General features: G+C 64.4%; 21 protein-coding genes. 17 read left to right on the top strand and 4 right to left on the bottom strand.

What is annotated here, in order from left to right:
• The first annotated feature begins 7 nt into the window (after nucleotides 1-7).
• The 12 genes from nuoH (at nucleotide 8) to mtnK (ending at nucleotide 12,374) form a co-directional block, all read left to right on the top strand.
• Nucleotides 8-1,078 (top strand): NADH-quinone oxidoreductase subunit NuoH, encoded by a 1,071-nt coding sequence (gene nuoH, locus ACZBJS_RS11385; protein WP_018271855.1) that lies wholly within the window; start codon nucleotides 8-10, stop codon nucleotides 1,076-1,078.
• Between the two features lie 7 nt (nucleotides 1,079-1,085).
• A complete protein-coding gene (gene nuoI / locus ACZBJS_RS11380; RefSeq protein ID WP_018271854.1) occupies nucleotides 1,086-1,580 on the top strand; it encodes an NADH-quinone oxidoreductase subunit NuoI in 495 nt (164 codons plus the stop codon).
• A 9-nt stretch (nucleotides 1,581-1,589) separates the two neighbouring features.
• Nucleotides 1,590-2,228, top strand: coding sequence for an NADH-quinone oxidoreductase subunit J (locus ACZBJS_RS11375; protein WP_028333975.1), 639 nt, complete (start codon nucleotides 1,590-1,592; stop codon nucleotides 2,226-2,228).
• Nucleotides 2,225-2,533: an NADH-quinone oxidoreductase subunit NuoK gene (gene nuoK / locus ACZBJS_RS11370; RefSeq protein WP_016841823.1), complete on the top strand. Its 309-nt coding sequence runs from the start codon at nucleotides 2,225-2,227 to the stop codon at nucleotides 2,531-2,533. Before ACZBJS_RS11375 ends, nuoK begins: the two co-directional genes overlap by 4 nt.
• 8 nt (nucleotides 2,534-2,541) lie before the next feature.
• On the top strand, nucleotides 2,542-4,614 hold the full coding sequence (gene nuoL, locus ACZBJS_RS11365) for an NADH-quinone oxidoreductase subunit L (RefSeq protein ID WP_076825360.1): 2,073 nt from the start codon (nucleotides 2,542-2,544) through the stop codon (nucleotides 4,612-4,614).
• The gene (locus ACZBJS_RS11360; RefSeq protein WP_016841819.1) at nucleotides 4,615-6,129 is read left to right on the top strand and encodes an NADH-quinone oxidoreductase subunit M; all 1,515 of its coding nucleotides are present in this window, start codon (nucleotides 4,615-4,617) and stop codon (nucleotides 6,127-6,129) included.
• A gap of 10 nt (nucleotides 6,130-6,139) precedes the next feature.
• Nucleotides 6,140-7,576: an NADH-quinone oxidoreductase subunit NuoN gene (gene nuoN / locus ACZBJS_RS11355; protein WP_057016475.1), complete on the top strand. Its 1,437-nt coding sequence runs from the start codon at nucleotides 6,140-6,142 to the stop codon at nucleotides 7,574-7,576.
• 61 nt (nucleotides 7,577-7,637) lie between these two features.
• A complete protein-coding gene (locus tag ACZBJS_RS11350; RefSeq protein WP_076825413.1) occupies nucleotides 7,638-8,444 on the top strand; it encodes a biotin--[acetyl-CoA-carboxylase] ligase in 807 nt (268 codons plus the stop codon).
• Nucleotides 8,444-10,114 (top strand): ribonuclease J, encoded by a 1,671-nt coding sequence (locus tag ACZBJS_RS11345; protein ID WP_316394163.1) that lies wholly within the window; start codon nucleotides 8,444-8,446, stop codon nucleotides 10,112-10,114. The genes ACZBJS_RS11350 and ACZBJS_RS11345 overlap by 1 nt, the downstream gene beginning before the upstream one ends.
• A gap of 71 nt (nucleotides 10,115-10,185) precedes the next feature.
• A complete protein-coding gene (gene mce, locus ACZBJS_RS11340) occupies nucleotides 10,186-10,590 on the top strand; it encodes a methylmalonyl-CoA epimerase (RefSeq protein ID WP_057016476.1) in 405 nt (134 codons plus the stop codon).
• 6 nt (nucleotides 10,591-10,596) lie between these two features.
• On the top strand, nucleotides 10,597-10,872 hold the full coding sequence (locus ACZBJS_RS11335) for a DUF1467 family protein (RefSeq protein ID WP_057016477.1): 276 nt from the start codon (nucleotides 10,597-10,599) through the stop codon (nucleotides 10,870-10,872).
• A 197-nt stretch (nucleotides 10,873-11,069) separates the two neighbouring features.
• Nucleotides 11,070-12,374, top strand: coding sequence for an S-methyl-5-thioribose kinase (mtnK, locus tag ACZBJS_RS11330; protein WP_253590128.1), 1,305 nt, complete (start codon nucleotides 11,070-11,072; stop codon nucleotides 12,372-12,374).
• A gap of 365 nt (nucleotides 12,375-12,739) precedes the next feature.
• On the opposite strand, the gene ACZBJS_RS11325 is transcribed toward mtnK, so the two are convergent.
• From ACZBJS_RS11325 to ACZBJS_RS11310, 4 genes are all read right to left on the bottom strand, one after another.
• A complete protein-coding gene (locus ACZBJS_RS11325) occupies nucleotides 12,740-13,774 on the bottom strand; it encodes an ABC transporter permease (protein ID WP_038385101.1) in 1,035 nt (344 codons plus the stop codon).
• Between the two features lie 94 nt (nucleotides 13,775-13,868).
• Nucleotides 13,869-15,371 carry a sugar ABC transporter ATP-binding protein gene (locus ACZBJS_RS11320; protein ID WP_057016479.1) on the bottom strand — a complete coding sequence of 501 codons (1,503 nt, stop codon included), beginning with the start codon at nucleotides 15,369-15,371 and terminating at the stop codon, nucleotides 13,869-13,871.
• 9 nt (nucleotides 15,372-15,380) lie between these two features.
• On the bottom strand, nucleotides 15,381-16,418 hold the full coding sequence (locus ACZBJS_RS11315) for a sugar ABC transporter substrate-binding protein (protein ID WP_253590132.1): 1,038 nt from the start codon (nucleotides 16,416-16,418) through the stop codon (nucleotides 15,381-15,383).
• Between the two features lie 88 nt (nucleotides 16,419-16,506).
• Nucleotides 16,507-16,932 carry a globin gene (locus ACZBJS_RS11310; protein ID WP_253590133.1) on the bottom strand — a complete coding sequence of 142 codons (426 nt, stop codon included), beginning with the start codon at nucleotides 16,930-16,932 and terminating at the stop codon, nucleotides 16,507-16,509.
• 457 nt (nucleotides 16,933-17,389) lie between these two features.
• Between ACZBJS_RS11310 and ACZBJS_RS11305 the strand changes: the two genes are divergently transcribed.
• The 5 genes from ACZBJS_RS11305 to ACZBJS_RS11285 all read left to right on the top strand — a co-directional run bounded on the left by ACZBJS_RS11305 (nucleotide 17,390) and on the right by ACZBJS_RS11285 (nucleotide 22,544).
• Nucleotides 17,390-17,761: a DUF2946 domain-containing protein gene (locus ACZBJS_RS11305; RefSeq protein ID WP_283071450.1), complete on the top strand. Its 372-nt coding sequence runs from the start codon at nucleotides 17,390-17,392 to the stop codon at nucleotides 17,759-17,761.
• Between the two features lie 82 nt (nucleotides 17,762-17,843).
• Nucleotides 17,844-20,252: a TonB-dependent receptor family protein gene (locus ACZBJS_RS11300; protein WP_316394174.1), complete on the top strand. Its 2,409-nt coding sequence runs from the start codon at nucleotides 17,844-17,846 to the stop codon at nucleotides 20,250-20,252.
• A gap of 11 nt (nucleotides 20,253-20,263) precedes the next feature.
• On the top strand, nucleotides 20,264-21,490 hold the full coding sequence (locus tag ACZBJS_RS11295; RefSeq protein ID WP_463438713.1) for a sialidase family protein: 1,227 nt from the start codon (nucleotides 20,264-20,266) through the stop codon (nucleotides 21,488-21,490).
• Nucleotides 21,487-21,984 carry a TlpA family protein disulfide reductase gene (locus ACZBJS_RS11290; RefSeq protein WP_168855894.1) on the top strand — a complete coding sequence of 166 codons (498 nt, stop codon included), beginning with the start codon at nucleotides 21,487-21,489 and terminating at the stop codon, nucleotides 21,982-21,984. The genes ACZBJS_RS11295 and ACZBJS_RS11290 overlap by 4 nt, the downstream gene beginning before the upstream one ends.
• Before the next feature lie 35 nt (nucleotides 21,985-22,019).
• Nucleotides 22,020-22,544, top strand: coding sequence for a copper chaperone PCu(A)C (locus tag ACZBJS_RS11285; protein WP_057016486.1), 525 nt, complete (start codon nucleotides 22,020-22,022; stop codon nucleotides 22,542-22,544).
• Nucleotides 22,545-22,551: the final 7 nt, after the last annotated feature.

The following is a 22,551-nucleotide window of genomic DNA, read 5'->3' as shown; positions in this document are numbered from 1 at the left end:
TGACCTGATGGCTGAATTCTTCGCAAGCTCGTTCTGGACCGGCTTCCTCTGGCCGCTGATCATCATGGTCGCGGAGAGCCTGTTGCTGCTGGTCGTGCTCCTGATCGCGATCGCCTACATCCTGCTCGCCGACCGCAAGATCTGGGCGGCGGTGCAGATCCGCCGCGGCCCCAACGTGGTCGGGCCGTTCGGATTGCTGCAATCCTTCGCCGACCTCCTGAAATTCGTGCTGAAGGAGCCGGTGATTCCGTCCGGCTCCAACAAGGGCGTGTTCCTGCTCGCGCCGCTGGTGTCGTGCATCCTGGCGCTGGCCGCCTGGGCGGTGATCCCGTTCGATCTCGGCTGGGTGATCTCCGACATCAATGTCGGCGTTCTCTACATCTTCGCGATCTCGTCGCTGTCGATCTACGGCATCATCATGGCCGGCTGGTCGTCGAACTCGAAATATCCGTTCCTGGCCGCGCTGCGCTCGGCGGCGCAGATGGTGTCCTACGAGGTCTCGATCGGCTTCGTCATCATCACCGTGCTGCTCTGCGTCGGCTCGCTGAACCTGTCGGCTGTGGTCGAGGCGCAGAACACCCGCGGGCTTGCGCACCTGATCGGCCTGCCGCAGCTCACTATCCTGAACTGGTATGTGTGGCCGCTGTTCCCGATGTTCGTCGTGTTCTACGTCTCGGCGCTGGCCGAAACCAATCGTCCGCCGTTCGATCTAGTCGAGGCCGAATCCGAGTTGGTCGCCGGCTTCATGACCGAATACGGCTCGACCCCGTATCTTTTGTTCATGCTCGGCGAGTATGTCGCGATCACCACGATGTGCGCGCTGGCGTCGATCCTGTTCCTGGGCGGCTGGCTGCCGCCGGTCAATCTGCCGCCGTTCACCTGGATTCCGGGCATCGTCTGGTTCGCCCTGAAGGTGTTCTTCATGTTCTTCATGTTCGCGATGGCGAAGGCGATCGTGCCGCGCTACCGCTACGATCAACTGATGCGGCTCGGCTGGAAGGTGTTCCTGCCGCTGTCGCTGGCGATGGTGGTGATCGTGGCCGGCGTGCTGCAGTTCGCCGGCATCGCGCCGAAGTGAGGCCGTCATGAGTGTCAATGTCAACGCAACCGCCCGCTCGCTTCTGCTGTCGGAATTCGTCTCGGCGTTCTTCCTCGCGATGCGCTATTTCTTCCAGCCGAAGCCGACGCTGAACTATCCCTTCGAGAAGGGCCCGATCTCGCCGCGCTTCCGCGGCGAGCACGCGCTGCGCCGCTATCCGAACGGCGAGGAACGCTGCATCGCCTGCAAGCTGTGCGAGGCGATCTGCCCGGCGCAGGCGATCACGATCGAGGCCGGCCCGCGCCGCAACGACGGCACCCGCCGCACGGTGCGGTACGACATCGACATGGTGAAGTGCATCTATTGCGGCCTGTGCCAGGAGGCATGCCCGGTGGACGCCATCGTCGAGGGACCGAATTTCGAATTCGCGACCGAGACCCGCGAGGAACTGTACTATGACAAGGCCAAGCTGCTCGCCAATGGCGACCGCTGGGAGCGCGAGATCGCGAAGTCGATCGCGCTCGACGCGCCATACCGGTGAGGTGAGGGCATGATCCTTCCGGCGCTGTTCTTCTACCTGTTTGCTGCGGCCTGCGTGGCCTCGGCGGTGATGGTGATTGTCTCGCGCAATCCCGTGCACTCCGTGCTGTTCCTGATCCTGGCCTTCGTCAACGCGGCCGGGCTGTTCATCCTGATGGGCGCCGAGTTCCTCGGGATGATGCTGATCGTGGTCTATGTCGGCGCGGTCGCGGTGCTGTTCCTGTTCGTGATCATGATGCTCGACGTCGACTTCGTCGAGCTACGCGAGGGCTTCATCCAGTATCTGCCGATTGGCATCGTGATCGGCGGCATCTTCATGTTCGAGCTGCTGCTCGTCGTCGGCGCCTGGGTGATCAACCCGGCCGTGACCAAGACGATCACCGCGGCGATCCCGACCAATGTCAGCAACACCGAGGCGCTCGGCCTCGTGCTCTATACGAAGTACATCCATTACTTCCAGCTCGCCGGCATGGTGTTGCTGGTCGCGATGATCGGCGCCATCGTGCTGACGCTGCGCCACAAGGCCAAGGTCAAGCGGCAGAACATCAACGTGCAGAACGCGCGCACGCCCGAGATGGCGATGGCGATGCGCAAGGTGGCGTCGGGGCAGGGCCTGCAGGATGCCGACGCGGCGGAGTGGGTGAAATGACGATCGGGCTCGGACACTATCTCGCGGTCGCCGCGATCCTGTTCACGCTCGGGATCCTCGGCATCTTCCTCAACCGCAAGAACATCATCGTCATCCTGATGTCGATCGAGCTGATCCTGCTGTCGGTCAACATCAACCTGGTGGCGTTCTCGACCTTCCTCGGCGACATCGTCGGCCAGGTGTTCGCGCTCTTGGTGCTGACGGTGGCCGCCGCCGAGGCTGCGATCGGTCTCGCCGTGCTGGTGGTGTATTTCCGCAACCGCGGTTCGATCGCGGTTGAAGACGTCAATCTGATGAAGGGCTAGGCGCAGTTATGGTTCAGGCAATCGTATTCCTGCCTCTGCTGGGCGCCATCCTCGCAGGCATTATCTCGCTGGTCGGTGCCCATGCGCGCTGCCCGAGCGGCGATACCGTCGACCATCACGACGATGCGCATGGCGACGCCCATGCCTCCGCGGCCCATGACGATCACGGCCATGATGACCATGGCCATGACGATCACCATGTCTCCGAGCCGGCGGCCGCCGGCTCGCGCCTTGCCGAGCTGATCACCACGGGCCTCTTGTTCGTGTCGGCGGCGCTGTCGTGGTTCACGCTGGTCGATGTCGGCTTCATGCACCATGACGCGCGCGTCGTGCTGCTGCCCTGGATCAACTCGGGCGACCTGCAGGTGGCCTGGACGCTGCGGGTCGACACCCTGACCGCGGTGATGCTGGTCGTGGTCAACACGGTGTCCGCGCTCGTCCACCTCTATTCCATCGGCTACATGGACGAGGATCCGAACCGGCCGCGCTTCTTCGGCTATCTCTCGCTGTTCACCTTCGCGATGTTGATGCTGGTGACGTCGGACAACCTCGTTCAGCTGTTCTTCGGCTGGGAGGGCGTCGGCCTCGCGAGCTACTTGCTGATCGGGTTCTGGTACCAGAAGCCGTCGGCCAATGCCGCGGCGATCAAGGCCTTCGTGGTCAACCGCGTCGGCGACTTCGGCTTCGCGCTCGGCATCTTCGCGATCTACGCGCTGGTCGGCTCGACCGATTTCGAGACCATCTTCCATGCCGCGCCCGGTCTGACCGGCAAGACCATCAACTTCTTCGGCTGGCAGGCCGACGCGCTGACCTTGACCTGCCTGTTGCTGTTCATGGGCGCGATGGGCAAGTCGGCCCAGTTCCTGCTGCACACCTGGTTGCCGGACGCGATGGAAGGTCCGACCCCGGTGTCGGCACTGATCCATGCCGCGACCATGGTCACCGCCGGCGTGTTCATGGTGGCGCGGCTGTCGCCGCTGTTCGAGCTGTCGCCGACCGCGCAGGCGGTGGTGATGTTCTTCGGCGCGACCACGGCGTTCTTCGCCGCCACGATCGGCCTCGTGCAGAACGACATCAAGCGCATCGTCGCGTATTCGACCTGTTCGCAGCTCGGCTACATGTTCGTGGCGATGGGAGCGGGGGCCTATTCGGTCGGCATGTTCCATTTGTTCACGCACGCCTTCTTCAAGGCGCTGCTGTTCTTAGGGTCAGGCTCGGTGATCTACGCGATGCATCACGAGCAGGACATCCGCAACATGGGCGGCCTGTGGCGCAAGATCCCGTACACCTTCGCGGTGATGTGCATTGGCACCCTGGCGCTGACCGGCTTCCCGCTGTTCGCCGGCTACTTCTCCAAGGACGCGATCATCGAGGCGGCCTATGCGGCGCATAATCCGTTCGCGACCTACGCCTATCTCTTGACCATCGTGGCCGCCGGCCTGACCTCGTTCTACTCCTGGCGCCTGATCTTCAAGACGTTCTTCGGCGAGCCGCACGACCAGAAGCACTACGACGCGGCGCATGAGAGCCCGGTGTGGATGCTGGTGCCGATCGGCGTGCTCGCCGCCGGCTCGATCCTGGCGGGCCTGCCGTTCAAGGAGCTGTTCGTCAACCCGCACGGCGTGGAAGAGTTCTTCCGCGAGTCCGTGAAGATGAACCCGCACATCCTCGAGGACATGGAGCACATGCCGGGCTGGCTTGCGCCGCTGCCCACCGTGATGATGGCGCTCGGCCTGTTCATCTCGTATCTGTTCTACATCCGCAGGCCGTACCTACCGGTCGAGCTCGCGCAGCAGCAGCCGATGCTGTACCAGTTCCTGCTCAACAAATGGTACTTCGACGAGCTGTACGACTGGATCTTCGTGCGCCCGGCGAAGTGGCTCGGCTACACGCTGTGGAAGAAGGGCGACGGCTTCATCATCGACGGCTTCGGTCCCGATGGCGTCTCCGCCCGCGTGCTCGACGTCACCCGCAACGTCGTGAAATTGCAGACCGGCTACCTCTATCACTACGCATTCGCGATGCTGATCGGGGCCGCCGGATTGATCACCTGGTTCATGTTCGGCTTGGGAGGCCAGTAGATGACAACCTGGCCCATCCTTTCGGTCACGACCTTCCTGCCGGCGGTCGGTGCGATCCTGGTCTATCTGCTGGCGCGGGGCGGTGACGAGACCGCGAGCCGCACGGCGCGCTGGATCGCGCTGTGGACCACGCTGATCACCTTCGCGATCTCGCTGATCCTGGTGGCGCGCTTCGATCCGGCCTCGACCGACTTCCAGTTTGTCGAGAAGGCGTCCTGGCTCGCCACCGGCATCACCTATCACATGGGCGTCGACGGCATCTCGCTGCCGCTGATCATCCTGACCACCGCGATCATGCCGCTCTGCATCATCGCGAGCTGGAAGTCGGTGACGCAGCGCGTCGGCGAATACATGATGGCGTTTCTGATCCTGGAAACGCTGATGGTCGGCACCTTCTCGGCGCTCGACCTCGTGCTGTTCTATTTGTTCTTCGAGGGCGGCCTGATCCCGATGTTCCTGATCATCGGCGTCTGGGGCGGCCCGCGCCGGGTCTATGCGTCGTTCAAGTTCTTCCTCTACACCTTCCTCGGCTCGGTCCTGATGCTGCTCGCCATCATGGCGCTGTACTGGAACGCCGGCACGACCGACATCCCGACCCTGATGCACACCGCGGTGCCGCGGTCGATGCAGACCTGGGCATGGCTGGCCTTCTTCGCCTCGTTCGCGGTGAAGATGCCGATGTGGCCGGTGCACACCTGGCTGCCCGACGCGCACGTCGAGGCGCCGACGGCGGGCTCGGTGATCCTGGCCGCGATCCTGCTGAAGATGGGCGGCTACGGCTTCCTGCGCTTCTCGCTGCCGATGTTTCCGCTGGCCTCGCACGACTTCGCGCCGTTCGTGTTCGTGCTGTCCGTCATTGCCATCATCTACACCTCGCTGGTGGCGATGATGCAGGAGGACATGAAGAAGCTGATCGCGTATTCTTCCGTCGCGCATATGGGCTTCGTCACCATGGGCATCTTCGCGGTGACCACGCAGGGCGTCGCCGGCGGCATGTTCCAGATGGTCTCGCACGGCATCGTCTCCGGCGCGCTGTTCCTTTGCGTCGGCGTCGTCTACGACCGCATGCACACCCGCGAGATCGCGGCCTATGGCGGTCTCGTCAACCGGATGCCGCTCTACGCGCTGACCTTCATGGTCTTCACCATGGCCAATGTCGGTCTGCCGGGCACCAGCGGATTCGTCGGCGAGTTCATGACGCTGCTCGGCACCTTCAAGATCTCGCTGCCGACGGCGTTCTTCGCCACCACCGGCGTGATCCTGTCGGCCTGCTACGCGCTCTGGCTCTACCGCAAGGTGGTGTTCGGGGCGCTGGTCAAGCCGTCGCTGATGTCGATCAAGGATCTCACCTTCCGCGAATGCGTGACGCTGTTCCCGCTGATCGCACTGACCATCCTGTTCGGCGTCTATCCGAAGCCGGTGCTCGACATGTCGGCGGCCTCGGTGCAGCAGCTCGTCAACAATTACCAAACCGCCGTGACTGCCGTGAAGGCAGCCGCGCTGACCGTCCAGTAAGGCCCTCGTCATGAGCTTTTCCAGTGCAGGTTATCAGTTGCAGCCGGTGCTGCCGGAGCTGGTGCTCGCGGTCGGCGCCATGGTGCTGTTGATGATCGGAGCCTATCGCGGGCAGGGGACGACGCGGCTCGTCACGGCGCTGGCGATCTGTCTCCTGGTGCTGACCGGCGTGCTGGAGCTTTGGTTGCCGGCCGGCAAGCTCGTGACCTTCGGCGGCAGCTTCATCGTCGATGATTTCGCGCGCTTCCTGAAGGTCCTCGCGCTGATCGCCTCGGCGGCAACCCTGATCCTGTCGACGGAGTACCTGTCACAGCCGTCGAGCCGCAACTTCGAGTTCTCGATCCTGGTGCTGCTGTCGACGCTCGGCATGATGGTGCTGATCTCGGCCGGCGACCTGATCTCGCTCTATCTCGGCCTCGAGCTGATGAGCCTTGCGCTCTACGTCGTCGCCGCCAGCCAGCGCGACAACGCCAAGTCGAGCGAGGCGGGCCTGAAGTATTTCGTGCTCGGGGCGCTGTCGTCGGGCATGCTGCTCTACGGCGCCTCGCTGATCTACGGCTTCACCGGCACCGTCAGCTTCGCCGGCATCGCGGCCGCCGCGACGACCGGCAGCATCGGCATCGTGTTCGGCCTGGTGTTCCTGCTCGCCGGCCTCTGCTTCAAGGTGTCGGCGGTGCCGTTCCACATGTGGACGCCCGACGTCTATGAGGGCGCGCCGACGCCGGTGACGGCGTTCTTCGCGTCCGCCCCGAAGGTCGCGGCGCTCGCGGTGTTCACCCGCGCGACGCTGACCGCGTTCCCGGGCATCGTCACCCAGTGGCAGCAGATCCTGGTGTTCGTGGCGATCGCCTCGATGGCGCTGGGCTCGTTTGCCGCGATCGGCCAGACCAACATCAAGCGGCTGATGGCCTATTCCTCGATCGGCCATATGGGCTTTGCGCTGGTCGGCCTCGCTTCCGGCACGGTCGAGGGCGCCCAGGGCGTCCTGATCTACATCACGATCTACGTCGCGATGACGCTCGGTTCCTTCAGCATCATCCTGGCGATGAAGCGCAATGGCCAGGCGCTGGAGCAGATCAGCGATTTCGCCGGCCTCTCCCGCACCAACCCGCTGCTCGCCTTCATCTTCGCGATGCTGCTGTTCTCGCTGGCCGGCGTGCCGCCGCTCGCCGGGTTCTTCGGCAAATGGTACGTGTTCGTCGCCGCGATCAAGGCCAATCTGTTCACGCTCGCCGTGATCGGCGTGCTGACCAGCGTGGTGGGTGCGTTCTACTATCTGTCGATCGTCAAGGTGATGTATTTCGACCAGCCGCTCGGCAAGCTCGACCCGGTCCGCGTCGAGCTGCGCACCGTGCTGGCGGTCGCCGGCATCTTCAATATCTTCTACTTCGCCTATCCGGGCCCGCTGGTGAGTGTGGCCACGGCGGCGGCAAAATCGCTATTTTGACGCGTGCGGTTCCGAAATCGGGATGCTGGCTTTCGGAACCAATCATGCGCATAACGCTGACATGACCTTCACGCTCGGGCCCCGGGCCATAGCGGCGGGCTATCGGCTCGCCGCCTTCGATCAGATCGGCTCGACCAATGCCGAGGCGATGCTGCGCGCCCGCGGCGGCGAGCGGGGGCCGATGTGGTTCGTGACGCCCGAACAGACCGCGGGCCGCGGGCGGCGGCAGCGGGTCTGGGTCGCGCCGCGCGGCAATCTCGCCAGCACGATCCTCGAGGTGACGGACGTCCAGCCGGCAGTCGCCGCTACCCTCGGCTTCGCCGCCGGGCTGTCGCTCGAAGCTGCGCTGCGGAAGGTCAGCATCGAGGCGGCGCTGCGGCTCGGGCCGGACAGCCCGAAGTTCACCCTGAAATGGCCGAACGACGTGCTGGCCAACGGCAGGAAGCTCTCGGGCATCCTGCTTGAGGCCGAAGCCATCGGGAGCCGGCTGGCGGTCGTCGTCGGCATCGGCACCAATGTCGTCGCAGCACCAGAGGGGACGCCGACGCCGGCCGTATCGCTCGCGGCGCTCGGCATCCAGATCGGGGCGGAGGAGCTGTTTGCCGCGCTGTCGGACGCCTGGGTCGAGTTTCGCGGCATCTGGGACGACGGCCGCGGCTTCCCCGAGATCCGCAGGCTGTGGCTGGAGCGCGCGGCCGGGCTCGGCGAGAAGGTCGCGGTCCAGACCGGCTCGGCGACCCTTGAGGGCACGTTCGACACCATCGATGATACCGGCTGCCTGATCGTCCGCACTGCTGATGGCGAGCGCCTGCCCGTGACCGCCGGCGAGGTCTATTTCGGCACCGCAGCCTCGGTGAGGGCGAACTGATGGCGCGTCCGGACGAGCTCACCTTTGCGCCGCTCGGCGGCGTCGGCGAGATCGGCATGAACCTGTCGATCTACGGCCTCGGCAACCGCCACCAGCGGTCCTTCCTCGCGGTCGATCTCGGCGTCTCCTTCGGCGACGAGGAGCATCTGCCGGGCATCGACCTGATCATGCCCGACGTCCGCTTCCTCGAGAAGGAGCGCAACAATCTGGTGGGCCTCGTGCTGACGCACGCCCATGAGGATCATTTCGGTGCCATCATCGATCTTTGGCCGAAGCTCGGCTGCAAGATCTACGCGACGCAATTCAGCGCGGCGCTGTTCGAGGCCAAATGCGCCGCCGAGCGCAACCCGCCAAAAATCCCGGTCACGGTGATCCCGTCGGGCGGGCGAGTCGATATCGGTCCGTTCAATGTCGAGTTCATCCCGGTCGCGCATTCGATTCCGGAATCGCACGCGCTGGCGATCAAGACCGATCTCGGCACCGTGCTGCATACCGGCGACTGGAAGATCGATCCGACCCCGATCATCGGCCAGCCGACCGACGAGCGGCGGCTGCGCGAGCTCGGCGATGAAGGCGTGCTGGCGCTGGTCGGCGATTCCACCAATGCGGTGCGCGACGGGCGCTCGCCGTCGGAGACCGAGGTCGCCGCCACAATCAAGAAGCTGGTCAAGGCGGCCAAGGGCCGGGTCGCGGTCACGACCTTCGCCTCCAATGTCGCCCGGGTGCGGGCGGTGGCGGACGCCGCCAACGCCGCCGACCGCGAGGTCGTCGTGGTCGGCCGTGCCATGGAGCGCGTGGTGCAGGTGGCGCGCGAATGCGGCTATCTCGATGGCTCGCATAAATTCCGCAGCGCCGACTATTACGGCCATTTCCCGGCCGACAGGGTGCTGGCGCTGTGCACCGGCAGCCAGGGCGAGCCGCGTGCGGCGCTGGCGCGGATCGCCAATGACGACCATCCGCAGGTCACCCTGAACAAGGGCGACACCGTGATCTTCTCCTCCCGCACCATTCCCGGCAACGAGAAGGCGGTCGGCTCGATCATCAACAACCTCGTCATGCAGGGCGTCGAGATCATCACCGACCGCGAGCATCTGGTGCACGTCTCCGGCCACCCGCGCCGCGACGAGCTGCGCGACATGATCTCCTGGGTGCGGCCGCAACTGCTGATCCCCGTCCATGGCGAGGCGCTGCATCTCGCCGAACACGCCAAGCTGGCGCGCGCCGCCGGCGTGCCCAAGGTCCTGACCTGCCGCAACGGCGACCTCGTCAAGCTCGGGCCCGGCGCGCCCGGCATCATCGGCGAGGTGCCGGCGGGGCGGCTCTACAAGGACGGAACCATCCTGGAGGACGCCAAGTCGCGCGCTGTGGTGGAGCGGCGGCGGATGGGCTTTGCCGGCTGCGCCTTCGTCGCCATCGCCATGACCGAGCAGGGCGAGCTCGTCGACGATCCCGAGGTTGATCTGGTCGGCATGCCGGAGAACAATGCGGCGGGCGAACTGCTCGACGACATCGTGTTCGATGTGGTGGTATCGACGATCGAGGGCCTGCCGAAGCCGCGGCGGCGCGATCCGGACGCGCTGGGGGAATCGGTGCGGCGCGCGGTGCGGGCGGCGCTGAACGAGCAATGGGGCAAGAAGCCGATCTGCGTCGTGCACGTTCTGACGGTTTGAGCCTAAGCATGATCCGGAAGAGTGTGAAGCGATTTTCCGAAAAGATCATGCTCAACTAAAGGGAGAGAGAGATGCTGGGCCGGCTCAATCACGTCGCGATCGCGGTCAAGGACGCCAAGCAGGCCGCGAAGATCTACGGCACTGCCTTCAATGCCGAGATTTCCGATGCGGTGCCGCTGCCGGAACACGGCGTGATTACCGTGTTCGTGACGCTGCCGAACACCAAGATCGAGTTCATCGAGCCGCTGGGCGAGACCTCGCCGATCGCGAAATTCGTCGAGCGCAATGCCGACGGCGGCATCCACCATGTCTGCTACGACGTGCCCGACATCATCGCGGCCCGTGACCGCATGATCGCCGAGGGTGCGCGGGTGCTGGGCGACGGCCAGCCGAAGATCGGCGCGCATGGCAAGCCGGTGCTGTTCTTCCACCCGAAGGACTTTTCCGGCGCCCTGGTCGAGATCGAACAGGCCTGAGGCCGCATGGCTTACCAGATCTCCACCGGACTTGCGATCTACTTCGTGCTTTGGTGGCTCGTGCTGTTCCTGACGCTGCCGTTCGGCGTGCGCAGCCAGCACGAGGACAATGTCGGCGCGCCCGGCACCGACCCCGGCGCGCCGATCCTGGCGCGGATGGGCCGCAAGCTGCTGTGGACCACGCTGATTTCCGCCGTGATCTTCGCGATCGCGATGTGGGCCTATCATTCCGGCTATCTCTCGATCGAGCGGCTGTCGAAGCTGATGGGGATGCCGTTCTGATACGCAGAAGTAGCCCGCATGAGCGAAGCGACATGCGGGATCACTTTCCCGGGTATCGCGGAGGCTGTCATCGGGCGCGCGTTCGCGCGACCCGTTGGCTCACCCGGGCTACGTACCGATGGGGATGCTGTTTTAGAAACTGATGCCAATGGAGCGGGGATCAACCTCGCCCTGGCATTGCGGAGGAGGCGACCACGATGAACCTGCAGTCCCAGCCGGGCTCCGGGCCGAGCGCATATCGAATCCTGCGGGAAGCCGATCTGCGGGATTATCTCGCGGGGCTGCCCGCCATCGTCGCGCAGCTCGGCGGCGCGCCGGCGGACTGGTCGATCAGCGAGGTCGGCGACGGCAATCTCAATCTCGTCTTCATCGTCAAGGGCGGAAGCGGCGGCCTCGCGGTCAAGCAGGCGCTGCCGTATGTGCGCCTCGTCGGCGAGAGCTGGCCGCTGCCGCTGTCGCGGGCGCATTACGAGCACATGGCGCTGGTGCATCAGGCGCGGCTGGCGCCGATGCTCGTGCCGGCGGTGCTGCATCATGATGCGCCGCTCGCGCTCACCGCGATGGAGCTACTCGAGCCGCACATCATCATGCGCAAGGGCCTGATCGAGGCCACGTGGTACCCGCGCTTTGTCGAGGATATCTCAACCTTCCTGGCGCAAACGCTGTTCTTCACGTCCGACCTTGCGTTGTCGGCCGCGGAGAAGAAGCAGGGCATCGCCGATTTCGCCGGCAACCACGCGCTCTGCAAGATCACAGAAGACCTGATCTTCACCGATCCCTACCGCATCGCCGAGCAGAACCGCTGGACCGCGCCGTATCTCGACGCCACGGCGGCGGCGTTCCGCGAGGACCTCGACCTGCATGTCGCGATCTCCAGGCTGAAGCTGAAATTCATGGCGAGCCCGCAGGCGCTGCTGCACGGCGATCTGCATACCGGCTCGATCATGGTTACAGACAGCGAGACCAGGGTAATCGATCCCGAGTTCGCCTTCTACGGCCCGATGGGCTTCGACATCGGCGCCGTCATCGGCAACCTCCTGATGGCCTATCTGGCCTCCGCCGGCCACGAGCGCACGCCGGGCGAGCGCGCCTCGTTCGAGGCCTGGCTACTCGCGACCATGGAGGGCGTCTGGAGCGAGTTTTCCCGAAAGTTCCTGGCGCTGTGGCGCAGCGAGGCGAACGGCGACGGCTATCCGGTGTCGCTATTTACCGGCGAGGCAGGTGCCGCGCGGTTGGAGGCAGAACGGCAGGCGTACATGGCGCGGCTGTTCGAGGACACCGTCGGCTTCGCCGCGGCCAAGACCATCCGGCGCATCCTTGGTCTCGCGCACAACATCGACTTCGAGTGGATCGCCGACGAGAAGCAGCGCGCGATCTGCGAGGCGCGGGCCCTCAAGCTCGCCCGCAATATGATGCTGGAGGCGCCGTCCTACACGACGATCGGCGCGGTCACCTACGCCGCCCGCGAGCTGCGCCACTGGCAGCCGGATTTTGCGAGGTAGCCGGGAAGCGTAGGATGGGTGGAGCGAAGCGGTACCCATCATTCTGACAGCGCGATAAGAGTTGATGGGTTTCGCTTCGCTCTACTCGTCCTACGCAGCGCGGCTTTCCCTGCGCCCTCTTCAACGCGAGGGCGGAACGAACAGCAAGCTCGGACAAATCATGTCGCGAGAATGCGGATGTTTGACTCACAAGCGATACACACTCGGCGTCGTCCCGGCAAAGGCCGGGACCCATAACCATCAACGATCATTGTTGAGCGACGCTGGAATGACGAGTTCCTTCAACAATACCCGCCGCGGCGTATGGGTCCCCGCTTTCGCAGGGACGACGAATGGAGAGAGCTGTGTGCTCAGCTCCTTCATCCTTAATCCGCCGCCTGTTCCCGCAGCCGCTGCGCGTACACGTTGATGATCAGCGCCGCGAGCAGGATCAACCCGCGGATCAGGATCTTCAGGAAGCTGTCGATATTGACGTGGTCGAGGCCGTTGTTGAGAACGCCGAGCACGAACAGGCCGACGATGGTGTTGCCGATGCCGCCGCGGCCGCCGAACAGGCTGGTGCCGCCGACCACCACGGCCGCGATCGAATCCAGCAGATAGGTATCGAACTCGTTCTGCTGGGCGCTGCCGAAATGGGCGACGCCGAGCATGCCGCCGATCCCCGAGCACACCGCCGAGATCACCATCACACTGCCGAGGATGAGCTTGACGTTGAGGCCGGCAAATTCCGCGGCCTCGCGGTTGCCGCCGACCATGTAGACGTAGCGGCCGAACCGTGTGTAGGTCAGCACCAGGTGGCCGCCGAGCAGCATCACCGCGGCGACGATCACGATCCAGGGGATGCCGCCGATCGAGCCGGAGCCGAGCGTCGTGATCAGGTCCGGCACCTTGTAGGCGATCTGGCCGCGCACCAGCAGCGCCGAGACGCCGGCCGCAATCTGCATCATGGCGAGCGTCATGATGAAGGAGGGGATGCCGATCATGGTCAACCCCAGCGCGTTGACGAGGCCGAGCAGCGCGCACAGCGCCAGCGCCAGCAGGATCGCGACGATGCCCGGCATCGGGACATTGGCGATGTTGACGTAGGATTCCTGCAGCGTGAAGTACGCCACCGCAATACCGGTGACGTTGGCGATGCTGGCGATCGACAGGTCGATCTCGGCGCACAGGATCACGAAGGTGAGGCCAACGGCGATGATGCCGGTGACCGACACTTGCGTGAGGATGTTGCCGACATTGTCGATGGTGGCAAACGACGGGCTCGCGATCGCGAAGAAGGCGCTGAGGAAGATCAGCGTCAGGAACGGCGCAATGTTGCGCATCTGCGAGCGCAGGAAGGGCGCCAGCCCGCGCGACCGCTGGTGATCCGCTCGCGCCGTGGCGCCGTCACTGCTTGCCATCATGTCTCTCCATCAAGCGCGATGAGGTGGTCATCGCGCTTTCTCTGTTTGTTTGAGCATCGGAAAACCGCTTCGCACTTTTCCGGATCATGCTCTAGGCCGCCTCCAGCAGCCGGTCCTTGCTGACCGCTTCGCCCGCGAATTCGCGCACCACCGCGCCGCGCTTCAGCACCAGGATCCGGTCGGCCAGCGACAGCACCGTCTCCGGCTCGGTCGACAGCACGATGATCGCCAGCCCCTTGGCGCGGAGATCGCGCACGATGTTGATCACGTCGTTCTTGGCGCCGACATCCATGCCGCGGGTCGGCTCGCACAGCACCAGGACGCGCGGCGGATAGGCTAGCCATTTCGCCAGCGCCACCTTCTGCTGATTGCCGCCGGACAGCATGCCGAGATCGAGGCCGACCACCGGCGGCCGGATCTGCAGTTGCTCGACCTGGCGCTGGGCGATCGCACGCTCGCGCACCGGCTTGAGCAGCAGCGCCGAGATCCGTTCGAGGATGCTGATCGAGATGTTCTTGTAGACCGGTTCCTGGTGGAACAGCATGGCGCGCCGGCTTTCCGGCACCAGGGCGACGCCGGCCCGTCGCGCCGCCGCGGTGCTGCGAAACGTCTTCGTGGCGCCGTCGACCGCAAGCGTTCCGCCGTCGGGTCGCAGCTTGCCGAACAGGATGCGCGACAGCTCCAGCTGCCCGCAGCCCATGAAGCCGTAGATACCGAGCACTTCGCCGGAGCGGGCCTCGAACGAGACGTCCCGCAGGCTGCGGCGCAGCGAGAGCTGATCCACCTTCAGCACCGCCGCGCCTCCGCTCGATTGCGGGAGCATCAGGTCATCGGTGTAGCTGTGTTCCAGCGCCTCGCCGCCGCGGCCGATCATGGCCTCGATCAGGGCGCCCTTGGTGGTGTCCGCGGACGCGGTCTCCGCGATCTTCCGCCCGTTGCGGAACACCGTCACCACGTCGGAGACCCGCAAAATGTCCTCGATGAAGTGCGAGATGAAGACGATGCTGGTGCCTTCGTCGCGCAGCCTGTGCAGCGTCGCAAAGAGGCGTTCGACCTCGGGCGGAGAGAGGGCGGAGGTCGGCTCGTCCAGGATGATGATGCGTGCGCCGGAAAACAGCACGCGAGCGATCTCGATCAGCTGCTGCAGGCCGATCGGCAAATCGCCGAGCCGCGTCATCGGGTTGACGTCGATGCCAAACCGGGCCAGCTGCTCGCCGGCCTCGCGCGCCATCCGCCGCCATTGCACGAAGCCGAGGCGGTTGGTCGGCTGGTTGCCGAGGAACACATTCTCAGCGACCGTGAGATCAGGCGCGACGCTGAGCTCCTGATGCACCATGCCGATGCCGGCGGCGTGCGCGTCACGGGTGGAGCGGAAGCGGGTCTCCTTGCCGTCCAGCATGAAGCGGCCGGAGAACTCCGGATGCACGCCGGCGATGATCTTCATCAGCGTACTTTTTCCGGCGCCGTTCTCGCCGACGAGACCATGGATCTCGCCGGCGTGCAGCGCGAAGTCGATCCCACGAAGGGCTTCGACGCCGCCGAAGGCCTTCGTGATCTGGTGCAATTCGAGGATCGCCGAGCGTCCCTGCGTCATGAGGCCCGCTCAGATCAGGAAATGATCCTCCATCCATTGCATGCCGGCGGCGTTGGCCTTGGTCACGACGGGACCGTCGGTCACGACATTCTTCGGAATGCCCTGGCCGCTCTTTTCGCCGCCGACCACGGCGGCGACGCCCGCGACGATCGCGCCGCCATGGATGCGGCAGGACGGATTGCGGACGGTCGCGAACATGCGGCCTTCGCTGACCGCCTGAATCGCCGGCGGCATGGCGTCGACACCGCCAATCAGGATGTTGGTGCGGTTGCGCGCCTTCATGATGTTGTAGGCGGCGAGCGCCATGTCGTCATTGTGGAAGAAGGCGGCGTCGATCTGCGAGTATTTGGTCAGATAGGTTTCCCAGAGCCGGGCGGTCTTCGAGACGTCCCAGTCGGCGGGCTGGGTATCCAGCACCTCGATGTTCGGGAACTGCTTGATGACCGAGTTGAAGCCCTTGGCGCGGCCCTGCGCGCCGGTATGGCCGAGCGCGCCCTGGGTCATGATGACCTTGCCCTTGCCGCCGATCGCGTTGCACAGCGCCTGCGTTACGGAGGCGCCCATGAACTCGTTGTCAGGTGCGAGGAACGAGTGGACGTTAATTTGATCGAGAGGAGCAATAAGCGTGTCCATGTCGATCACGGGGGTCCCGGCGTCGATCATCTTCTGCACCGGCTGGGTCAGCGTGCCGATGCCGAACGCCTGGATCGCGACGAAGTCCCATTTCTGCGACGCCATGTTGTCGATCGCGGCGCGCTGCTTGACGGCATCGAGCTGGCCGTCGAACCAGGTCACCTCGACGTTGAACAGCTTGCCCCAGAACTCGGCGGCCTGCTTGCCTTGCGCACACCATGTCGCCTGCAGTCCGGCGTTGGAGAATGCCGCCTTCAACGGCTTTTCCGAGCGTCCCATTTCGGCGGCGAGCGCGGACGTCGTCATGCCCATTCCGCCGAGCAGGCCGGCCGCAGCTCCACCTGCCGCCGCCATCTGCAGAAGGTCGCGCCGCGTCGTCGACGCCTTGTCCATCCCCTTGTCGGTCCCTGGCATTGCTTGCTCCCTCTTCGTTTTTCTGACCGTCGGCGTCAATTGCACGCGCCGCGGATAAAGCGAGTGTGTCACAATCGGAACGGTGATGCTACGGCCTCTCGTCCACGAGATGTTTCTGCTGCAGCACGATGGCTTCGATGTCGCCGAGCAGCTTGTGCCACGCAGCATCGATCTCCGCAGTCCACTGCTCGCCGAGAATTTCACGCAAGCTGTCGGCAATCACGGCGAAGAACGCGACGAACAGTTCGCGCGGCGTTCCGTAGGCGTCGTGTGAGAACACTTCCGATTCGATCAGGCGAAAATGTCCGCAGCGCTCCCCCGCGAAATCGAGGATGGCTTCGATCGTCAGCGCCAGCATCGAGCCTTTCACCGGCTCGCTGCCTTCGGTGCGAAACATCGCCTGCGTCTCGGGATGTTCGCGAAACAGGCGGCGATAGACTGAGGGTGTCAGATCATCGCAAGCCGCGGCTGCGAGTTCAAAGCTGCGTTCGATCGGATTCGATGATGGAGTCATAGCGGATTGCGATCATCACATAAAAAAAGAGCAGGGCTCAAAGCCCTGCTCCAAAAATTGTGTCGACCCTATTTGCCCCAAAAATTCGATTTGATCTTGATTGATGGGGTGACGCTGCTTGTGCGCGTCGGGCTCCTCCCGAGACTTGGACCACCAGGACACACCTCGCGGCTGGCCTGAGCCCGAATTGGTAGACTATCTTTCCAGGCTTGTCATCATTTTCGGCAACGATTGTTCAATTTTCGAGCAATTTGCGAAATGATTGGGATGGCGCCACCGGCGGTTGTGACGGGAGATGCAAAACACGTGGCAGGGTAAGGGGATACGACTGATTTCGGAGTTGCCGTGACGCAGGTGCCACGCTCGGTTATTTCCGTCGGCTGGAAGAAGCGGGACGCATTGGCGATCTCGACTTCCGGCGTTCATGGTGGTTAGTTCCGTCGTGGATGGTTTTGCGATGCGCCGGCGGCTGAAGAATTTTCTGCCCATCGTCCTGGTTGCCCTGCTGGTGCAGATTCTTGCACCGATCGGGGCCTGCTGGGCGGCGAGCCTTGCCGCGTCCGATCCGCTCGCGGCCGCCACCATCTGCCACGGCGATGCCGGCTCCGGAGCCGGGCAGGGCGACCAGACCGGTCACGACGCCCATGACGGCTGCTGCTCGGCGTGCAGCGTGCTGCAGACCGGTGCGCCCGTTGATGGCCCGCAAGTTACGGCCCAGGCCGTCGAACGCCTGCCGAGGCGGATCGCCTGGCTTGATTTCGCCTCCGAGTTCGATCGTTCGCGCGCCGGCCTCTCGGCGCAAGCCCGCGCGCCGCCGCTGTTTTCCTGACGACCTTGTCGCTGCCGGTGCGTCCCGCGCCAGCAAGTGCCCTTGAGCAAGCCGGCCGGAGCGCCGGTGTCAGGATTCATCCATGTTTCGCTATCATCCGCTGGAGGCGGCAAGCGTGCTCGCGCTGGGCGCGACGCTTTGCGCATTGCCGTCCGCTGCCGAAGCCCAGGCGCCCAGCACAGAGCTACCCTCCGTCACCGTCGAGGCGCCCCGGACGGCGGTGCGCGCCAAGCCGGCGGCGCAGAAGCCGCGCGTTCGTGCCGCGTCCGTGCGGCGGCCGCCGAAGCCGGCGACAGCGCCAGCCGTGACGGCGGCCCCAGCGGACGGCGCGAGGCCGGGGGAGACGCTTGCCGCGACCCGCGACGGTTTGAACCGGGCGCCGACAGGCCAAACGCAGACGACCATCGACCGCAGCCAGTTCGACAACCGACCGGCGTTCTCCGTCGCCGATGTGCTGCGCGACAGTCCGGGCATCTCGATCAAGCAGGGCAACGGCCCGCGTGATTTCGGCATCTCGATCCGCGGGTCGAATGCGCGGAACGGCTTCGGCATCCGCAACCTCGTCATCTTCGACGACGGTTTCCCGGTGACCCAGCCGGACGGCCTGTCGCGCAGCGACCTGATCGATCCGCATGCCTATGGCGCCATCGACGTGGTCCGCGGGCCGTCATCGGCGCTCTACGGCAATTATGCGACCGGCGGCGCGCTGAATTTCAGGACCCGGCCGGGCGGCAAGATCGACGGCGTCGAGTATGGCGTCGACGGCGGCAGCTTCGGTTACCTCAACAACTATCTCGCGGCGGGCAAGAAGGTCGGCAATTTCGAGGCCTCGCTGTTCGCGAGCGACGCGCGCGGCGACGGCTACATCGGCAACAGCTGGTTCAACACACAGACCGTTAATTTCCTCGGCACGCTGCAGGTCACGCCGGACGACCGCTTCACGGTGAAGCTGATCAACAACGACCTGACGACGCGCCTGCCGATCCGCTCCTCGCTCAACCAGTTCTACCAGAACCCGTTCCAGCAGGGCTGCACGACCGGCGCGACGGCCGCGCCGGGATGCGCCACCGTGACGTTGTTCAACAACGGATTCAACGCGGCGGCCGGGACCGACAGGGAGACCGCGGTTCAGGCCGGTCTCGGGCGCGACGACCGCCGTACCATCGTCGGCGGCCGCTGGGAGCACGACTTCGACAACCAGACCACCTGGCGCAACCAGTTCGTCTTCGACGACCGCAATATCAATCAACCGACGGGATCGACGAGCGCGATCGGCGACTTCCCGTCCTACAACTACATGAGCGACGTCGTCAGACGCGGCGATATTTTTGGGCTGGATTCGACGACCTATTTCGGCGGCTTCTACAATACGCTCACCGCGTCGAGCGACACGCGCAATGTAATGCCGGGCGGAAATGCGACGCTCGGAAGCCTGTCGAGCAATTTGTTCAGCACGACGACAAATTACGGTGTTCGCGCACGCGAGGAATTGAAGCTCACGTCTGCGCTGACGGCCGTTGCCGGCATTGGCTGGGAGGCCACCAGTCTGACGGGCCGGAACACCGCCTACAGCTACGCCGGCGCGGCCGGAACCACGACCACGGCGATCACGACGGCGGACCGGCAATTCCAGAATACCGCGCCCGAGCTCGCATTGCTGTACCGGCTGAGCAGCGAGTGGCAAGTCCGTGGACGAGTGGCAACCGGATACGGCACGCCGCAGGTCGGCAATTTGTTCGTCCTGCCGAGTGGCGCCTCGGGCAACAACACCCAGCTGCGGACGCAAAAGAATCTCGGTTACGATGTCGGTGCCGACTGGACACCGAACAACGCGCTCAAGCTCAGCGTCACGGGCTTCTACGAGTTCTTCAAGGACGAGCTCGTTTCTCAGGCCACGCCGCTTGCGGGCATCTCCTACACGTTCAACGCGCCGCGATCGGAGCATCGCGGCGTCGAGCTGGCCGCCGACTGGAAATTCCTGCCGGGCTGGCGGTTCTCGGCGGCCTACACTTATCTCGACGAGGTCTACACGGAATACGTCGAGAACATCACGAACGGCGCGGTGTTCAGCTTCAATCGCGCCGGCAACAAGATTCCCGGCATTTCGCCGAACGAGCTCACGGCGCGGTTGGGCTACGACCAGCTGTCGGGTCAGTTTCAGGGACTTGGCGGGTTCGTCGAAGTGCAGTGGAAGGACAGCTTCTACATGGACAACGCCAACCTCTTGAAGGCGCCGGGCTATGAGCTGGTCAATCTCAATCTGCACTACAAGACCGATCTCGTCTCCGATTATTTCAAGGCGCTGAACCTCTACATCGAGGTGAGGAACGTCTTCGACCGGACGTACGTGGCGTCGGCGAACAACATCTCAAATTCGGTGACCGCGGCAGGCATTCAAAATCCCGCGAGCGTACTGGCGAACTCGACCAACTCGATCTATGCCGGATCGCCGCGCGCCGTCGTGGCGGGCATGAAGATTGCGTTCAAATGAGGAGCGCATCGATGACCTATCGCAAACCGGTCGCCCTGACGCTGCTTGCATCGCTCATGCTCGCGGCCTTGCCGAGCCTTGCCGTCGCACAGATGAGCCATCAGCACGCCTCCGAAGCGGCCTGCGAAGAGACGGCCCTGCGCTGCGCGACCAAGGTCACGCCCGCCTTTGGGCGGGATGGGACATTGTGGCTGGTGTGGATGGCCGGCGGCCATATCTCCGTCGCGAGCTCAAAAGACCAGGGCAAGAGCTTTTCCACACCGGTGCAGGTCACACGGGAGCGGCTCAGTCTCGATTGGGGACCGGATGCGCGGCCGAAGCTTGCGATCGATGCCAAGGGCAACATCGCTGTGGCCTTCTCGATCTTCCGCGATCAGAATTTCAACGGTCAGGTGCTGACCACGCGATCGACCGATGGCGGGCGCAGCTTCGATGCGCCGAAGCCGATCACCACGAACAATGAGAGCCAACGGTTCGAGGCGATCGGTTTCGATCCTGCGGGGGCGATGTTTGCCGCGTGGCTCGACAAGCGCAACCGCGTGCCGGCGCAGCAGCGCGGCCAGAAATATGACGGTGCCGGATTGTTTTTCGCGTCATCGGGAGATGGCGGAGCAACCTATTCCGACGCGCGGCTCGTCGCCGACAACACCTGCGAGTGCTGCCGCCTCGCGCTGGCGTTCGATGGTGCGGGCCATCCTGTGGTCGTGTTCCGGAACATCTTTGAAGGCGGCGTGCGCGACCATGCGGTCGTGACGTTCTCCGATCTGGCTACGCCCGGCGAGATCCATCTGGTGAGCCGCGACGACTGGCAGATCGCGGCCTGTCCGCATCACGGTCCGAGCCTGACGATATCGCGCGAAGGAACCTACCATGTGACGTGGTACACCAACGGCAAGGCGCGCAAGGGATTGTTCTATGCGCGCTCGCACGACGGCGGCAAAACCTTCTCCGATCCGCTTCCGGTCGGTCAGCCGAACCGCAGCCCGTCACGGCCGCAGATTATCGCGGGGCCGCAGGGGCTTGTCATGGCCTGGAAGGAATTCGACGGGCAGAAGACGACAATCGATCTCATGACATCGCACGACGATGGAGCGACATGGTCGAAGCCAACGGTGATCGCGGATACCGCCGACAGTTCCGACCATCCGCTGCTCGTCTCGAACAGCCGGCAGACCTATCTGTCGTGGATGACGAAGGCCGACGGCTACCATTTTCAAGCGATCGAGGGCGAACCATGAAGCGTTATCTGCTCGCGGCGCTGGTCCTGCTCGCAACGCTGCCGACTGCACTGGCGGCGGGAGAGGGCGCGCCAAGGCCGTTTGAACGCGGCAGCTGGCAAAAGCTGCTGCATGCGCATGCCGGTCGTCCGACCCTGGTGCATTTCTGGGGAGTGACCTGCGGACCATGCAAGGTCGAGCTGCCGGAGCTTGGCCAGTTCATGAAGGATCATCCCGGAATCGATATCGTCACGATCAGCGCGGATCTGGTTCCCAACCTTCCGGAAGCGACGCGATCGATGCTGGATCGCGCCGGCCTCGGCGCGGCCGAAAACTGGATCTTCGACGACGGCTTTGCCGAGCGGTTGAGATTTGAGATCGATCCGGCCTGGCAAGGCGATATCCCGCGAACCATGCTGATTTCCCGGGATGGAACGATCACGACGATCGAAGGGGCGGCCGAAATCGCCGATCTGAACAAATGGTCCAGCGCCCAGTCGGCAGCAACCCGATGACACTTGAATTTCAACTTGAAAGGAAATCCGTCGCCATGAAGACGCTCTCCCGCATCCTTGCCCTCGCAGCGCTGACCGCTGCACTCGCGTCGACGTCCGCGCGCGCGGAGGACGTCAAGGCCGGCGATCTCGTGATCACGCAGGCCTGGACGCGCGCAACGCCGAACGGTGCCAAGATCGGCGGCGGCTACCTGACGATCGAGAACAAGGGGACGACGCCCGACCGGCTGGTGTCAGGCACCGGCGATGTTGCCGGCAAGATCGAAGTCCACGAGATGTCGATGGACAATGGCGTGATGAAGATGCGTGCGCTCGACAAGGGCCTCACCATCGAGCCCGGCAAGACCGTGAAGCTCGCGCCGGGCGGCTATCACCTGATGATGTTCGATCTGAAGAATCCGCTGAAGCAGGGCGACAAGGTGCCGGTCACGCTCGAGTTCGAAAAGGCCGGCAAGGTCTCGGTCTCGCTGGACGTGCAGGCCGTCGGCGCGCAGGGGCCGGGCGGCGGTCATTCCGGCCATGGCGACCATTCCGGTCACATGGACATGAAGAAGATGTGAGGCAGCC

It is taken from the genome of Bradyrhizobium sp. KZN70725 (assembly GCF_055264925.1).
This window is presented reverse-complemented; position numbering and strand designations above follow the sequence as displayed.

Bases quoted from the DNA above. Each gene is read 5' to 3' on its own strand.
- nuoH (WP_018271855.1), top strand. From the start codon at position 8: ATGGCTGAATTCTTCGCAAGCTCGTTCTGGACCGGCTTCCTCTGGCCG.
- nuoI (WP_018271854.1), top strand. From the start codon at position 1,086: ATGAGTGTCAATGTCAACGCAACCGCCCGCTCGCTTCTGCTGTCGGAA.
- ACZBJS_RS11375 (WP_028333975.1), top strand. From the start codon at position 1,590: ATGATCCTTCCGGCGCTGTTCTTCTACCTGTTTGCTGCGGCCTGCGTG.
- nuoK (WP_016841823.1), top strand. From the start codon at position 2,225: ATGACGATCGGGCTCGGACACTATCTCGCGGTCGCCGCGATCCTGTTC.
- nuoL (WP_076825360.1), top strand. From the start codon at position 2,542: ATGGTTCAGGCAATCGTATTCCTGCCTCTGCTGGGCGCCATCCTCGCA.
- ACZBJS_RS11360 (WP_016841819.1), top strand. From the start codon at position 4,615: ATGACAACCTGGCCCATCCTTTCGGTCACGACCTTCCTGCCGGCGGTC.
- nuoN (WP_057016475.1), top strand. From the start codon at position 6,140: ATGAGCTTTTCCAGTGCAGGTTATCAGTTGCAGCCGGTGCTGCCGGAG.
- ACZBJS_RS11350 (WP_076825413.1), top strand. From the start codon at position 7,638: ATGACCTTCACGCTCGGGCCCCGGGCCATAGCGGCGGGCTATCGGCTC.
- ACZBJS_RS11345 (WP_316394163.1), top strand. From the start codon at position 8,444: ATGGCGCGTCCGGACGAGCTCACCTTTGCGCCGCTCGGCGGCGTCGGC.
- mce (WP_057016476.1), top strand. From the start codon at position 10,186: ATGCTGGGCCGGCTCAATCACGTCGCGATCGCGGTCAAGGACGCCAAG.
- ACZBJS_RS11335 (WP_057016477.1), top strand. From the start codon at position 10,597: ATGGCTTACCAGATCTCCACCGGACTTGCGATCTACTTCGTGCTTTGG.
- mtnK (WP_253590128.1), top strand. From the start codon at position 11,070: ATGAACCTGCAGTCCCAGCCGGGCTCCGGGCCGAGCGCATATCGAATC.
- ACZBJS_RS11325 (WP_038385101.1), bottom strand. From the start codon at position 13,774: ATGGCAAGCAGTGACGGCGCCACGGCGCGAGCGGATCACCAGCGGTCG.
- ACZBJS_RS11320 (WP_057016479.1), bottom strand. From the start codon at position 15,371: ATGACGCAGGGACGCTCGGCGATCCTCGAATTGCACCAGATCACGAAG.
- ACZBJS_RS11315 (WP_253590132.1), bottom strand. From the start codon at position 16,418: ATGCCAGGGACCGACAAGGGGATGGACAAGGCGTCGACGACGCGGCGC.
- ACZBJS_RS11310 (WP_253590133.1), bottom strand. From the start codon at position 16,932: ATGACTCCATCATCGAATCCGATCGAACGCAGCTTTGAACTCGCAGCC.
- ACZBJS_RS11305 (WP_283071450.1), top strand. From the start codon at position 17,390: ATGCGCCGGCGGCTGAAGAATTTTCTGCCCATCGTCCTGGTTGCCCTG.
- ACZBJS_RS11300 (WP_316394174.1), top strand. From the start codon at position 17,844: ATGTTTCGCTATCATCCGCTGGAGGCGGCAAGCGTGCTCGCGCTGGGC.
- ACZBJS_RS11295 (WP_463438713.1), top strand. From the start codon at position 20,264: ATGACCTATCGCAAACCGGTCGCCCTGACGCTGCTTGCATCGCTCATG.
- ACZBJS_RS11290 (WP_168855894.1), top strand. From the start codon at position 21,487: ATGAAGCGTTATCTGCTCGCGGCGCTGGTCCTGCTCGCAACGCTGCCG.
- ACZBJS_RS11285 (WP_057016486.1), top strand. From the start codon at position 22,020: ATGAAGACGCTCTCCCGCATCCTTGCCCTCGCAGCGCTGACCGCTGCA.